At 65.1% G+C, this 14,658-nt stretch carries 10 protein-coding genes; 7 read left to right on the top strand and 3 right to left on the bottom strand.

The window, feature by feature from the left end; translation table 11 throughout:
- Positions 1 to 217 precede the first annotated feature (217 nt).
- Complete coding sequence (locus tag DY201_RS23800; RefSeq protein WP_115733358.1) at positions 218 to 1,228, bottom strand: ligase-associated DNA damage response exonuclease; 1,011 nt, start codon at positions 1,226 to 1,228, stop codon at positions 218 to 220.
- A gap of 84 nt (positions 1,229 to 1,312) precedes the next feature.
- Between DY201_RS23800 and DY201_RS23795 the strand changes: the two genes are divergently transcribed.
- Positions 1,313 to 2,221, top strand: a complete 909-nt coding sequence (locus DY201_RS23795) for a class I SAM-dependent methyltransferase (protein WP_165916068.1) — start codon at positions 1,313 to 1,315, stop codon at positions 2,219 to 2,221.
- On the opposite strand, the gene DY201_RS29175 is transcribed toward DY201_RS23795, so the two are convergent.
- On the bottom strand, positions 2,218 to 2,391 hold the full coding sequence (locus DY201_RS29175) for a hypothetical protein (protein WP_165916067.1): 174 nt from the start codon (positions 2,389 to 2,391) through the stop codon (positions 2,218 to 2,220). The genes DY201_RS23795 and DY201_RS29175 overlap by 4 nt on opposite strands.
- 214 nt (positions 2,392 to 2,605) lie before the next feature.
- Here DY201_RS29175 and DY201_RS23790 point away from each other — a divergent pair, with 214 nt between their 5' ends.
- Both DY201_RS23790 and pdeM read left to right on the top strand, forming a co-directional pair.
- A complete protein-coding gene (locus DY201_RS23790; RefSeq protein ID WP_115733357.1) occupies positions 2,606 to 5,107 on the top strand; it encodes a ligase-associated DNA damage response DEXH box helicase in 2,502 nt (833 codons plus the stop codon).
- Positions 5,104 to 5,817 carry a ligase-associated DNA damage response endonuclease PdeM gene (gene pdeM, locus DY201_RS23785; protein WP_115733356.1) on the top strand — a complete coding sequence of 238 codons (714 nt, stop codon included), beginning with the start codon at positions 5,104 to 5,106 and terminating at the stop codon, positions 5,815 to 5,817. The genes DY201_RS23790 and pdeM overlap by 4 nt, the downstream gene beginning before the upstream one ends.
- Before the next feature lie 149 nt (positions 5,818 to 5,966).
- Here the strand turns inward: pdeM and DY201_RS23780 are convergent, their stop codons facing one another.
- The gene (locus DY201_RS23780; RefSeq protein WP_067967102.1) at positions 5,967 to 6,419 is read right to left on the bottom strand and encodes a MerR family transcriptional regulator; all 453 of its coding nucleotides are present in this window, start codon (positions 6,417 to 6,419) and stop codon (positions 5,967 to 5,969) included.
- Positions 6,420 to 6,860: 441 nt separating this feature from the next.
- Between DY201_RS23780 and DY201_RS23775 the strand changes: the two genes are divergently transcribed.
- From DY201_RS23775 to DY201_RS23760, 4 genes are all read left to right on the top strand, one after another.
- The gene (locus DY201_RS23775; protein ID WP_115733355.1) at positions 6,861 to 10,598 is read left to right on the top strand and encodes an SEL1-like repeat protein; all 3,738 of its coding nucleotides are present in this window, start codon (positions 6,861 to 6,863) and stop codon (positions 10,596 to 10,598) included.
- A gap of 176 nt (positions 10,599 to 10,774) precedes the next feature.
- Positions 10,775 to 11,701, top strand: a complete 927-nt coding sequence (locus DY201_RS23770; protein WP_115732510.1) for a sulfite exporter TauE/SafE family protein — start codon at positions 10,775 to 10,777, stop codon at positions 11,699 to 11,701.
- On the top strand, positions 11,701 to 12,483 hold the full coding sequence (locus DY201_RS23765) for a TIGR02186 family protein (protein ID WP_115732511.1): 783 nt from the start codon (positions 11,701 to 11,703) through the stop codon (positions 12,481 to 12,483). The genes DY201_RS23770 and DY201_RS23765 overlap by 1 nt, the downstream gene beginning before the upstream one ends.
- Positions 12,484 to 12,832: 349 nt before the next feature.
- Positions 12,833 to 14,629 carry an acyl-CoA dehydrogenase gene (locus DY201_RS23760; RefSeq protein WP_115733354.1) on the top strand — a complete coding sequence of 599 codons (1,797 nt, stop codon included), beginning with the start codon at positions 12,833 to 12,835 and terminating at the stop codon, positions 14,627 to 14,629.
- Positions 14,630 to 14,658 lie beyond the last annotated feature (29 nt).

Below are 14,658 nucleotides of genomic sequence, written 5' to 3'. Positions count from 1 at the left end.
TGCCGGCCATCTCCCCCGCAAGGGGGGAGATCAGCTGCCATTCCGGCGTGCGCCAGTCGCCAATGTTGCAGGTCGAGCGGAGGCGGCGAGGCGAATGATCTCCCCCCTTGCGGGGGAGATGTCCGGCAGGACCGAGGGGGGCGCCGTCCCGCAAGCCGGCCAGTCTTGCCGTCCGGGACCAGGCAGGGGAGTGTGGGAAAGAACACCATGTTGGCCATCAATCCCCCTCATCCTCATAGCCGACGAGGTGCAACGGCCGAGCCGCTATGCCGTTGAGCTCGCACCAGCGCACCAGCGCTTCCTCGCGGCCGTGAGTGACCCAGACCTCGCCGGCGCCTGTTTCCGTGATCGTGGCAGTCAGCTCGGCCCAGTCGGAATGGTCTGAGATGACGAGCGGCAGCTCGACGCCGCCCTGCTTGGCGCGCTGCCGGATGCGCATCCATCCCGAGGCGAAGGCGGCGAGCGGGTCGGGGAAGCGCCGGGCCCAGCGGTCGGCGAAGGTTGAGGAGGGCGCAACGATGATGGCGCCGGCGAAATCGGCCTTGTCGCCGTCCTCGACGGTCGCCGGCTGAAGGTCACCGAGGTCGACGCGCTGGCTCTGGTAGTATTCGCTCAGTCGCGTGAGCGCGCCGTGGATGTAGATCGGCCTGTCATAGCCTTGGTCGCGCAACAGCCGCATCACCCGTTGTGCCTTGCCGAGCGCATAGGCGCCGACGAGATGCGCGCGTTCGGGAAACTGCCGGATGGATCTCAGAAGCTTGCCGATCTCCTCTGAAGCGTCGGGATGGCGGAAGACGGGCAGGGCGAAGGTGGCCTCTGATATGAACACGTCGCAGGGCACGACCTCGAAGCCGGCACAGGTCGGGTCCTTGACGCGCTTATAGTCGCCGGAGGCGACAATGCGCATGCCATTGCGCTCGACCGCAATCTGGGCCGAACCGAGCACGTGGCCGGCGGGGTGGAACGACACGGTGACGTCACCGAGCCGGATCTTCTCGCCGAGCGGCATCGCCTGGCTGGTGGCGGCGAAATGCGGCCCGTATCGTATTGCCATGATGTCGAGCGTCTCGCGCGTCGCCAGTACCTTGGCGTGGCCGGGGCGGGCATGGTCGGAATGGCCGTGCGTAATGAGCGCGCGTTCGACCGGCCGTACCGGGTCGATGTAGAAATCGCCGGATGGGCAGTAGAGCCCTTCGGGACGTGAATGGAGGAGGTCGCTGGGCCGCATCCTCTCAAGATAGGCATTTGCTGCTTGCGTGGAAGCCCGGTTTGGCAGTAATGCGCGCCACCCTCCTTGTCATGGATACCGCGCTTGACGCCGTTGCAGCTCTCTTCCAACGACCTGCTTGCCGACCGGCGGGCGGATTATGCCGAAATGCTGTTCGGTTCCGGCGACCATGTCGCCGCAGCCGAATTGATGCTCGGGGCACTTGAGCTCGCGCCCGGCTGGGCGATGGGCTGGTTCCGACTTGGCGAGATGCAGGAGGCTGCCGGCCAGAAGGAGGCCGCCGCCGAGGCGTGGCGCATGTCACTGAAGTTCGAGCCAGCCGATCGGCCGGGCGCTGCGCTCAAGCTGCAGCTGATCGGGGCAGCACCAGCAGCCGACAGTCCGCCCAGCGCCTTCGTCGAGATGCTGTTCGACCAATACGCCGAAAAGTTCGACCATGCGCTGGTGGAGACGTTGCATTACCGCGTGCCGGAGCTGCTGACGGCGGCGATCGCGGCGACCGGGCGCAACGCATTCATACATGCCGCCGATCTTGGCTGCGGCACCGGCCTGATGGGCGTCAAGCTCAGGCCGGTGGCGAAGCAACTCGACGGTTACGACATCTCGGCGGAGATGCTGCGCAAGGCGCGCGACAAGGGGGTGTACGACCATCTGGTCAAGGCCGATTTGCAGGAACTGGAGCCGGAGGGACCTACCGCCGATCTCGTCACGGCGGCCGACGTTTTTATGTATCTCGGCGCGCTTGACCAGGTGTTTTCGAGCGTCATGAAGATGCTGGCGCCTGGGGGCCTTTTTGCTTTTTCCGTCGAACGTCTCCAGGGCGAGGGAGTCTTCGAGCTGCAGGCCTCGCGACGCTACGCCCATTCCGAGGCCTACGTGCACGGCCTGATCGCCGCTGCCGGACTGCGGCTGGTTTCGCTGGAGCGCGCCGTCATCCGCCAGGATCGCCGCGAGCCGGTCGAGGGACTGATCGTGGTGACGGAGTACGCCTAGCGCCGACTGCTGATCGGGCTGCCGAACATGCCGCGCGAGCGCAGCGGCTTTTCAGCCGGTTTGGCGATGGGGGCTACCTGCTGTTGCAAGGCTTCCATTTGGGCCTGAAGGTCGCGGACGAGTTTTTCCAGCTCGGTGATGCGGGCTTCGTGGGAGGCGGTGTCGGTCATGGGGGGCAGTCCTGAGTTTGGCTTCCCATCTGATACGGCAGTGCTTCGGATGCAAGCCTGTTACGTCGCGAAGGAAGGGCACCTGGCCGGTCAGCGAAACGGGGATTATCTTGATCCCTTTTTGTTCCAGATTTCGCTTGGCGCAGCACGTTCGCCGCGCTAGGCATGGGGCGTGACGAGCCAAGCGCGACTGGAGCCGAATTCGACTGCCGCGATGCTGCCGGAGCCATTCGCGCGATGGTTCGCCGAGCGCGGTTGGTCGCCGCGTCCCCACCAGCTTGATCTCCTGGCCAGCGCGCAACAGGGCAACTCGGTGCTGCTGATCGCGCCCACCGGCGCCGGCAAGACGCTGGCCGGTTTCCTGCCGGCGCTGACGGATCTGGCGGTCAGGCCTAAGAAGCGCCCAGGCGAACCGCAGCGCGGCGTACATACGCTTTACATCTCGCCGCTCAAGGCGCTCGCCGTCGACATCGAGCGCAACCTCGGCAAGCCGGTCGACGAGATGAAGCTGCCGATCAAGATGGAGACGCGCACCGGCGACACACCGCAGCACAAGCGCACGCGACAGAAGCTGTCGCCGCCGGACATTCTGCTGACGACGCCCGAGCAGCTGGCGCTGCTGATTGCCTCGCCCGATGCCGACCGCTTCTTCAACGGCCTGCGCTATCTGGTGCTCGACGAGCTGCACTCGCTGGTGACTTCCAAGCGCGGGCATCTTCTGTCCCTCGGGCTAGCGCGGCTCAGGGCGTTCGTGCCGGACCTGCAGGCGATTGGCCTGTCGGCGACGGTGGCCGAGCCGGACGAGCTGCGGCGCTGGCTGGTCAGGCAGAATCCTGCAGGCCAGATGGCCGACCTGATCACGGTGTCGGGCGGGGCTAGGCCAGAGATCACGATCCTCGATTCCAAGGAACGCGTGCCGTGGTCGGGGCATTCGGCGCGTTATGCCATCCCCGAGGTCTACGACGCGATCCGCCGGCACCAGACGACGCTTTTGTTCGTCAACACCCGCAGCCAGGCGGAGCTCCTGTTCCAGGAGCTGTGGCGTGTGAACGACGACAATCTGCCGATTGCGCTGCATCATGGCTCGCTCGACGTCGGCCAGCGCCGCAAGGTCGAGAAGGCCATGGCCGACAACTTCCTACGCGCCGTCGTCGCCACCTCGACGCTCGACCTCGGCATCGACTGGGGCGACGTCGATCTCGTCGTCCATGTCGGCGCACCCAAGGGAGCGAGCCGGTTGGCCCAGCGCATCGGCCGCGCCAACCACAGGATGGACGAGCCGAGCCGGGCGATCCTGGTACCGGCCAACCGCTTCGAGGTACTGGAGTGTCGGGCAGCACTCGAGGCCAACTATTTGGGCGCGCAGGACACCCCGCCGCTAATCGACGGCGCGCTCGACGTGCTGGCCCAGCATGTGCTGGGTTGCGCCTGCGCAGCACCCTTTGATGCCGACGAGCTCTATGCCGAGGTGACTGGGGCGGCTCCCTATGCTGGGCTCGACCGCGACAGTTTCGACCGCGTCGTCGATTTCGTCGCCACTGGCGGCTACGCGCTGCGCAGCTACGAGCGTTATGCCCGTATCCGCAAGACCAAGGACGGCAAGTGGCGGGTGTCCAACCCGCGCATCGCCCAGCAATACAGATTGAATGTCGGCACCATCATCGAGGCGCCGATGCTGAACGTCCGCTACACCCGCGCCAAAGGCAAGGCGGGCGCGGGCACCGCTGCAGCACTTACGCTGCGCGGCGGCGCTCCGCTCGGCAAGATCGAGGAGTATTTCGTCGAGACGCTTTCGATCGGCGACATGTTCATGTTCGCCGGCAAGGTGCTGCGTTTCGAGGGCATCCGCGAGAACGAGTGTTATGTCTCGACGGGCGGCGGCGGCAACGTGCTTGTGCCGTCCTACGCCGGCGGCAAGTTTCCGCTGTCGACCTATCTCGCCGACCAGGTGCGCGGCATGCTGGCCGACCCCGCACGATGGCAGGCGCTGCCGGAGCAGGTGGCCGACTGGCTGCGCTTCCAGCAGGAGAAGTCGGTGCTGCCGCGCCAGGAGGACCTTCTGGTCGAGACCTTTCCGCGTGGTGAAAGGTTCTACATGGTCGCCTATCCCTTCGAGGGACGGCTGGCGCACCAGACGCTCGGCATGCTGTTGACCCGCCGACTGGAGCGCATGGGAGCCAGGCCGCTTGGCTTCGTCGCCACCGACTATTCGCTGGCGATCTGGGCGCTGGGCGATCTCGGGCGCATGTTCAAGGGCAGGAAGCCGTCACTGGCCGAGCTGTTCGACGAGGACATGCTTGGCGACGACCTCGAGGCCTGGCTCGCCGACAGCTGGCTGCTCAAACGCACCTTCCGCAACTGCGCCGTGATCGCGGGCCTGATAGAGAAGCGTTTCCCGGGGCAAGAAAAAAGCGGCCGGCAGGTGACAGTTTCGGCCGACCTCATCTACGACGTCTTGCGCAGCCATGAGCCCGACCACATCCTGCTCAAGGCGACGCGGGCGGACGCCGCAAGCGGGCTGCTCGATGTCAGGAGGCTGGCCGAGATGCTCTCGCGCATCCATGGGCGAATCGTTCATAAGATGCTCGACCAGATCTCGCCGCTGGCGGTGCCCGTCATGCTCGAGATCGGCCGCGAGCCGGTCAATGGCGAGGCCAACGACACGCTGCTTCTGGAGGCTGCGGACCTGATCGAAGAGGCGATGGGAAGCACATGAACATAGCCGCGCGTGAACTGACCAGGGTTGGCTGCGAGGCGATTGCGGTCGCTGGCGTGCGCGCGGCCTGCGATTGGCGCGGCGTTGTGCATTTCCCTGATATCGACCTGCTCGTCGTTTCCGACCTGCATCTGGAGAAGGGCTCGTCGCATGCCCGCCGCGGTCGGCTGATTCCGCCCTATGATACGGCGGCGACGCTTCGGCGGCTTGCCGAGGTGGTCGCGGACTACCAGCCGCGTACCATCGTCAGTCTCGGCGACAGTTTTCACGACGGCGAGGGTGCGGCACGGCTGCCCGAACCGTTTCGTGCCAGCCTGATGGCGATGATAGCCGGGCGGAGCTGGTTCTGGATCGCAGGCAACCACGATCCTGATGCGCCCGACGACCTGCCGGGCGAAACAGTCGAGGAGCTTGCGGTCGCCGGCCTGGTGTTTCGCCACGAGCCGTCGAAGGGCCACGCCGAGGGCGAGATTGCCGGCCACCTGCACCCTTGCGCCCGCATCGTCCAGCGCGGCCGCTCGGTTCGCCGGCGCTGCTTCGCCAGCGACGGCGCGCGCCTTATCATGCCTGCTTTCGGCGCCTTCACCGGTTCGCTCAACGTGCTCGACCGGGCTTATCGCGGCATGTTCCGGGAGGGAGCGCCGACGGCGTATATGATCGGGACGAGTCGGGTCTATCCGATTGCCGGGTCGTTACTCAGGCCGGGTTAATCTTTTTCGCTGGGCGGCGGAACGTTGCGCCATTGATGTGTCGACCCGATCGCTTCGCTCGCACCATCTAAAAAAAACGCCACCCCAATGCAAAACGACCCGGCGCAGTCTCCCGCGCCGGGCCATGTAGGAAGCAATGTTGCCTGATATCAGCTGGCAGCGCTTGCCTGGACGGCGGTGCGCTCGGCCAGCAGCTGGCGGACGACGGCCATGTGGTTGTTCAGTTCGCCGATCGCTTCGTCGAGCAACTGGCGCTGCTTCTGCAGGCGGCCCAACTGCTTGTCCGACTTGTCGAGGGTCAAGCGCAGCTGCTTGGCGTTGGTGCCGGTCGGATCGTAGAGGTCGATCATCTGCTTGACGTCGCGCAGCGAGAAACCGACCTTCCTGCCGAGCAGGATCAGCTTCAGCCGGGCGCGGTCGCGACGGGTGTAAAGGCGCGTCGCGCCCTCGCGCTTGGGGTTGAGCAACCCCTTGTCTTCGTAGAAACGCAGCGTCCGCAAGGTGACGCCATACTTCTTTGCCATTTCGCCGATGCGGACGTAGTCCTCGCCGGAGAGATTGTTTTCATTGGCCGCAACATCGGCGACCGATACAAGCTTCATCATCTACTCTGCTATCCCCAATTGCGAGCAATGGCGGCAAGGCCGGCCGGTGCTCTGATGGAAGCCGTAGGGGGCGAGGCTTCCGATCGTGGTTTCTATGTAAATGCTACCAAAAGACGGCGATCTGTACACGTCTTACGGTTACGTAAATGCTATAACGATGCAGCCTACCCTACGCAAGGGAAATCTGGCCGATCCGACCGCCAAGGCGGGAACACAACGTCGCACTTTCTTAAGCTTGGTTAAGAGCTTGTTTACCACGTTGAGGGAAATGTAGCCGTGTCGGTTTCCCCCGTGGTCATCATGTACCGAATTGTTCACGGTTTCGGAAGGCGGCGAAATGCCCAGGGCTAAAGTTCCCGTGGCAGATCGCAGCCTCCGTCCCGGCAAGGCTTGAGACTTCTGGTTCCGGCACCAGCACTCTGACCAACGGGCGTTTCGATGAACAGCAAGCGGTCCTATCTCGATTCCCTCAACGACGGCAGGCAGCGCCGCCCGCTGGCCTCGCTCGACGAACTCAATCGCTCGCTCGAAAATCTCGAGGCACGGCTCGAACGCCAGCGCAACGAGCAACGCGAGTCACCCGCTGATTCTTACCGCGCGCCGCCACGCCAGGCGCCGCCAGCCGGTTACACGCCGCGTGGCGAATATGGCCGCACCGCACCCTACGAGCGCCCCTACCAGGCCATCGCCCGGGACATAGACCGCGCCCGCGGTCAGGAGGATGGCGTCGCCGCTGTCGGCAAGATCGCCGTTGAACTCCGCGCGCTGCGCGAGGAGATGCATCACCAGATGAGCACCGGGCTGCAGCGCGAATTCGACCTGCTGCGCAAGGACATCGACCGCGCCAGCCAGTCCGGCGCCGTCGGCTCCCATGCAGCCGAGCTCGGCCTCGAACTGGAGCGTCTGTCGGGCGCCATCCACACGCTCGCCGAACGCAGCGACGACAAGAGCGTCAACACGTTGCGCCTGGAACTCGAACAGGTCCGCCGCTCGCTCGGCGATCTCGCACGCGAGGAGACAGTGCTTTCTGTCGACCGCCGCTGGGACGAGTTCGACCGCCGCTGGGATGAATTTGCCGACCGCATGTCGGCTGATGTCCGCCAGCGCCCCGAGGATCCGGCACTCGCCGCTCTTGCCGGCCGGCTCGAACAGATCAACGACGCCGTCAACAGCCTGCCCGAATCGCTGTCGCTGCGCTCCATCGAAGACAAGGTTCGCACGCTTGCGGGCGCAGTCGACCAGTTCGTGCGCCAGCGCGACAGCCATGGCGACGAGATGTTCAGCCTCATCGACGAGCGCCTCGACGAAATCTCGCGCGCCATCGTCGCTTCGACGGTCGCGGCACAGACGCCGCATTTCAATCCCGAGCCGTTCGAGCGGATCGAGGTGCGCATCGCTGCCCTTGCCCACCAGATCGAGGAAATCACCTCGGAGCAGCCGACCGCCGAGATCATCGACCGCCTCAACACACTTTCCGAGCGGGTCGACGACATCGCACAGCGCAGCGACATCCCTGAGCAGGCGGTCGAGCGCCTGACACGCCAGATCTCGCTGATCGCCGATAAGATCGAGCGCACGCCCGCCGCACCTGACGCCGGCCTGATCTTCCAGGGCATCGAGCAGCGCTTCGATGCGCTGGCCGACGTGTTCGAGCGTCGTCAGGGTGACGCTTTCGAACACGGCAATGTGTTGTTCCGCGATCTCGAACGCCGCCTCGAAGACCTGGGCGAGCGCCTCGATCGCCAGTCGACGCAGCCTGCCGCCGACCATTCCGGCATCATGGAAGCCATCGACGCGCGCTTCACCGCCTTTGCCCAGCGCCTCGAAACCAATCGCCCCGACCCTTCGACCGAACTCGCGATGCGCGGGCTCGAAGCCCGTCTCGACGACATCTCCAATCGTCTCGAAATCTCCGCCGCACAGGTGTCGAGTATCGATCCCGACCTCATCCGCGGCCTCGAAGCCCAGGTCAGCGAACTGTCGAACCACCTGGCACGGCCCGGCTCGCCGCTGCCCGAGTTCGAGGACATCCGGCCGCGTCTCGAGGAGATCGAGCGCTCGATTTCGGGCAACCATCATGCGCTCGTCGAGGCAGCCCGCCAGGCCGCCGAGGATGCGGTGCGTTCCTTCTCCGGCTCGGCCACGGAGGCGGCCGCGGTGGCCGGCCTTGCTCAGGACCTGAAGGCACTCGAAGCGCTGACCCGCCGCTCCGACGAGCGCAACGGCAAGACCTTCGAGGCGATCCACGACACGTTGCTGAAGATCGTCGACCGGCTTGGCTCGATCGAGACCAGCGAAGCGCCGGCGCCTGTCGAAGCGCCGCCCGCCTCCGTTGCCGAGCTGTTGTCGACGACAATGCTATCGCCGGCGCCGAAGCTGTCGCTCAGCGAAACGCCGTCGCTGGAGCCAGAAGCACCGGCGCCGCTGCCCGAAGCCCCTCATACCTTCGGCCGTCGCGCAAGCGACCGGCCTGACGACGACCGCCCTGCGCGCAGTCCGGCCCAGGCAGCCGCCGAAGCCGCCGCCGCAGTCGCTGCTCTCGACGGCGTGCGCGCTGAAAAGAAGGAGCAGAAGCCGCCCCGAACATCGATGCTGAGCGGTCTCGCCCGCGCCTTGACCAGCAAGAAGGCCAAGCCGCAGCCCATCGCCGCGGAAATTGCCGAGCCTGTCGTCGAGACGCCTGCGCCGGGCATGATGCTCGACGCGCCGCTCGATCCCAAGATCGCCAACCGTCCGCTGGAGCCGGGTTCCGGCGCACCCGACCTCAACGCCATCATGCGTCGCGTCCGCGACGAACGCGGTGAGACGGTGCGCGCCAACGAGCCCGACGCCTCGAAGTCCGACTTCATTGCCGCTGCCCGCCGCGCCGCCCAGGCCGCGGCTGCCGAGGCCGATGCGGCCAAGCGTAGCTCCGACCTCAAGGGCCCGGTGCGGGCGCTGCGCATCGGCGACCTCATCAAGTCCCGCCGCAAGTCGGTGCTGATGGCCGTCGGCGCCGTGATGCTTGCGCTCGCCGGTATGCAACTCGGCAAGGCATTCATCAGTGACCCGATCGAAACCGCAAGCATCACCGTAGCGCCAGCTGCATCGCTGCCGGTCAAGACGGCGTCCGCCGTGGCGCCGGCAAAGCCTGTCGAACTGGCCGCTGCACCGGTCCGCAATGCCGACAAGGCCGAGACCGCCAGCGCGCCCGCCATCGGGCCCGAGCAGATCGCCGACGCATCGACTGACCAGGTGCAGGCCGATGCTGCGCTCGACCAGACCAGCACGCAGTCGATCCCGGCGCAGCCTGTTACCACCGAGACCATAAAGCCGTCCGTCACCCCGGCAGCCTTCATGCCCGAAGCTGTCGGCCCGGAAGCGCTGCGCCAGGCGGCAAATGCCGGCGACGCCAAGGCGCTCTACGAGATGGGTTCGCGTTATGCCGAAGCGCGCGGCGCCAATGCCGACATGAAGGCAGCATCCCAATGGTACGAAAAGGCCGCTGAGCTCGGCTTCGCACCGGCGCAGTACCGCATCGGCAACATGTACGAGAAGGGCACCGGCGTCGAACGCGATGCCATCAAGGCCAAGACCTGGTACCAGCTTGCCGCCGCCCAGGGCAACGCCAGCGCCATGCACAATCTTGCCGTGCTGTTCGCCATGGGCGCCGACGGCACCGTCGACAACGACTCGGCCAACCGATGGTTCACCAGCGCTGCCGAACTCGGCATCAAGGACAGCCAGTTCAATCTTGGCATCCTCGCTGCCAAGGGCGTCGGAATGAAGCAGAACCTCGAAGAGTCCTACAAGTGGTTCGCCATCGTCGCCAAGCAGGGCGACAAGGATGCTGCCGCCAAGCGCGACGAGATCGCCAAGGCGCTAAAGCCCGAGCAGCTCAAGCGTGCTGAAGAGACGACTGCATTGTGGCAGCCCAAGCCGCTCGACCCGGCCGCCAACGCGGTCGAGGTGCCGGCTGCCTGGCAGGATGCGCCGGCCGCCAACGTCGACATGAAGCGGGCGGTGCAGAACATCCAGGCGATCCTCAACAGGAACGGCTACGAGGCCGGCAAGCCCGACGGCATGATGGGCCAGAAGACCAAGGACGCGATCATGGCGTTCCAGAAGGACAACGCTCTGGCGCCTACCGGCAATGTCGACGAGCCTCTGGTCGAGGCGCTCCTGGCGCGCAAATAATTAGCCACGGCTGATATCAGGTGGCCCGCCTTTACCGGCGGGTTAACTGATTGAGTTATTTTTCGTTTTGTGCCCGGTGAAGTTTGACTTCGCCGCAATGTCGGCGCAAGTACCCGGTAGCCAACAAGCTCCCAGGGATGGGCGTCGGCAACAATTCGATTTGCAGAGTCTGACGGGTGGGCATTTATCTCCCGATTGCTGAGATGTCGGTCAATGTGTTCGTGCTCCTTGCGATGGGTGCGGCGGTCGGCTTCCTGTCGGGCATGTTCGGGGTCGGCGGCGGTTTCCTGATCACGCCGCTTCTGATCTTCTACAACATCCCCCCCGCCATCGCTGTCGCCACCGGCGCCAACCAGGTCATCGCCTCGTCGTTCTCCGGCGCGCTTGCCCATCTCAAGCGCGGCACGCTCGACTTCAAGCTCGGCACGGTGCTGCTTGTCGGTGGCATTGCCGGCTCGGCGGCCGGCGGCTTCGTCTTTGCGCTGCTGCGCGCTATCGGCCAGCTCGACCTGTTCATTTCGCTGCTCTATGTCGTCTTTCTCGGCACCGTCGGCGGGCTGATGCTGATCGAAAGCGTCAATGCGCTGCGCCTGACCAAGGGCGGCGTGCCGCCGGCCCTGAAGAAGTCGGGCCAGCACAACTGGATCCACCGCCTGCCCTTCAAGATGCGCTTCCGCACCTCGAAGCTGTTCGTCTCGGTCATCCCGGTGCTCGGCATCGGCGCCGGCATCGGCTTTCTCTCCGCCATCATGGGCGTTGGCGGCGGCTTCATCATGGTGCCAGCGCTGATCTACCTGCTCAAGGTGCCGACCAACGTCGTCGTCGGAACCTCGTTGTTCCAGATCGTCGTCGTTTCGGCCTTCACCACCTTGGTGCACGCCTCGACCAACCAGACCGTCGACATCATCCTGGCGCTGGTGCTGATGGTCGGCGGCGTTGCCGGCGCCCAATACGGCGCCAAGGCCGGCCAGAAGCTGCGCGGCGAACAGCTGCGCGCGCTGCTCGCACTGCTGGTGCTTGCCGTTGCCTTGCGCCTCGGCTTCGACCTGTTCGTCAAGCCGCAGAACCTCTATTCGCTGACCGGCGTGAGCGGGCTTCTGTGATGCGGGTCGCGGCATGTCTCGCAGCCCTGATGCTGGCGGCAGCCCTTCCGGCCCGCGCCCAGGAGCCGGCGCATCCCGAAAGCATCCAGATCGGGCTCTCGACCGACCGCGTCGCCATCACCGCCGACTTCGCCGGTGCCGACCTCACCATCTTCGGTGCGCTCGAAAACGCCGACCCGCTGATCAACCGCCAGGGCCGCTACGATGTCTATGTCGTGCTCGAGGGTCCGGCACGGCCGGTGGTGGTGCGGCGCAAGAGCCGCGTGCTCGGCATGTGGATCAACACCCAGTCCGAAACCTTCGTCAACGTGCCGATGTCCTATTCGGTGGCGACCACCCGCCAGCCGCAGGACATCACCGATCCCAACAACTACCGCCAGCTCTCGCTCGGCGCCAACAACATCTACATGGAGCCCGAGGACAAGCGCGACAGCCCGCTGACCATCCAGGAGTTCACCGACGCGCTGCGCGAGCGCAAGCTGGCGACCGGGCTCTACTCCGACAATATCGGCGGCGTGCAGTTTTTGTCGCAGAGCCTGTTCCGCGCCACGCTGCACCTTGCCCCCAACGTTCCGGTCGGCACCCACAAGGCGCGGGCCTTCCTGTTTCGCAACGGCATCTTCATCAAGGAAACCTCGGCCCAGCTGGCCATCGTCAAGTCGGGCTTCGAGCAGACCATCTTTCGCTTCGCCACCGACCACGGCTTCGGCTACGGCCTCTTCGCCATCGGTCTCGCCATGCTCACGGGTTGGCTCGGCAGGATCATCTTCAGGAAGGACTGAAGGGGAGGCCAAGCTCTGTGCTTCTGCTCGGTGGTCGCCGGCACTCGACGGCTGACTGGCTATCGCATCCTCATATCGGCAAGTCCGGCACCGGCGTCGTAACGGTGACATTGGCAAGGGCGGAAGCAGCCAAGCAGCAGGCGCCTGCGCCTTTTCTCCGGCCAGCGCCTGCCTCAGCGCTGACGACCTCCTAAAAAGCTCAAAACGCACGGAAAATTTCGCCGAATTGCGGATTCACAAAAATTGACGTTTACGCAAACGTCAATTTTTGCTAATCGCGGTTCGACAAGCGGTTCCCCGTCGCATACCGTCTGGCCGGAACCGGCTCACATTTGCTGGAGGAAGAGCAATGCCGACATTTCGCGCGCCGGTCCAAGACACACTTTTCGTGCTCAATGACGTGCTCGGCTACGAGCGCTACAGCAACCTCGCCGGCTTCTCCGACGCCAGCCCCGACGTGCTGGAGGCGATCCTCGCAGAGGGGGCCAAACTCGCTGAAAACGTTATGCATCCGCTCAATCGCGTTGGCGACGTGGAGGGCTGCGTCCGCAACGACGACGGCTCGGTGACCACGCCCAAGGGCTTCAAGGAGGCCTTCGACCAGTATCGAGAGGGTGGCTGGATGGGGCTGGCCGTACCGGTCGAGCATGGCGGCCAGGGCCTGCCCTACACCGTGCACTCGGCGGTCGGCGAATACATGTCGGCGGCCAATATGGCGCTGATGATGTATCCCGGCCTGACCCAGGGCGCGATGGCTGCGATCCTCGTGCATGGTTCCGACGAGCAGAAGGCGACCTGGCTGCCGAAGATGGTCGAGGGCACCTGGACCGGTACCATGAACCTGACCGAGCCGCATTGCGGTACCGATCTCGGCCTGCTGCGCTCCAAGGCTGTGCCGAACGGCGATGGCTCCTACAAGATATCCGGCCAGAAGATCTTCATCTCGGCCGGCGAACACGACATGTCGGAGAACATCATCCATCTGGTGCTGGCCCGCATCGAAGGCGCGCCGGAAGGCGTCAAGGGCATCTCGCTGTTCATCGTGCCGAAGTTCAAGCTCGACGCAGCCGGTAATCCCGGCGCGCGCAACGCGGTGTCGTGCGGCTCGATCGAGGAGAAGATGGGCATCCACGGCAACTCGACCTGTGTCATGAATTATGACGAGGCCGAGGGCTTCCTGATCGGCGAGGCCAATGGCGGCCTGAAGGCGATGTTCACGATGATGAACGAGGCCCGCCTCGGCGTCGGCCTGCAAGGTCTTGCAGTCTCCGAGATCGCCTACCAGAACGCCGTTGCCTATGCCAAGGACCGCATCCAGGGCCGCTCGCTGACCGGGCCGAAGGCGCCCGACAAGAAGGCCGACCCGATCATCGTCCACCCCGACATCCGCCGCAAGCTGATGACCATGAAGGCCTTCAACGAGGCCGGCCGGGCGTTGGTGCTATGGACGGCGATCAATTCCGATGTCGCCCATCGCTCCGAGGATGGCGCCGAGCGTCAGGCGGCCGACGATCACATGGGCCTGATGACCCCGATCGTGAAGGGCGTGCTGACCGACAAAGGCTTCGAGCATGCCGTGATGGCGCAGCAGGTGTTTGGCGGCCACGGCTACATCGAAGAGCATGGCATGAGCCAGTTCGTCCGCGATGCTCGTATCGCCATGATCTATGAAGGTGCCAATGGCGTGCAGGCGCTCGACCTGGTCGGCCGCAAGCTCGGCCTCAACGGCGGCCGCGCCGTGCAGGCCTTCTTCAAGGACGTCGGCGAGTTCTGCGAGGCCAATCGCGGCGACGAGCAGATGGCGCCCTTCACCAAGGCGCTGAAGAAGGGTCTCAACGACCTGCAGGCGGCGACGATGTGGCTGGTGCAGAACGGCATGGCCAATCCGGACAATGCGGGTGCGGCCTCGACGGACTACATGCATCTCTTCGGCCTCGTGGCGCTTGGCTACATGTGGGGTCGGATGGTCAAGTCGGCTCAGGACAAGCTCGCAACCGGCGCCAATGGTTCGGCCGATTTCTACGAGACCAAGCTGGTGACGGGGCGCTACTTCATGGAGCGCGTCATGCCCGAGACCTCGGCGCATCTCGCGCGCCTGTCGACCGGCTCGGCGACGATGATGGCGCTCGCCGCGGAGGCGTTCTGATCCAAGACCTGGCGGCCGTTCGCGGCCGC

Source organism: Aminobacter aminovorans (genome assembly GCF_900445235.1).
GTDB classification, from domain to species: Bacteria; Pseudomonadota; Alphaproteobacteria; order Rhizobiales; family Rhizobiaceae; genus Aminobacter; species Aminobacter aminovorans.
This window is presented reverse-complemented; position numbering and strand designations above follow the sequence as displayed.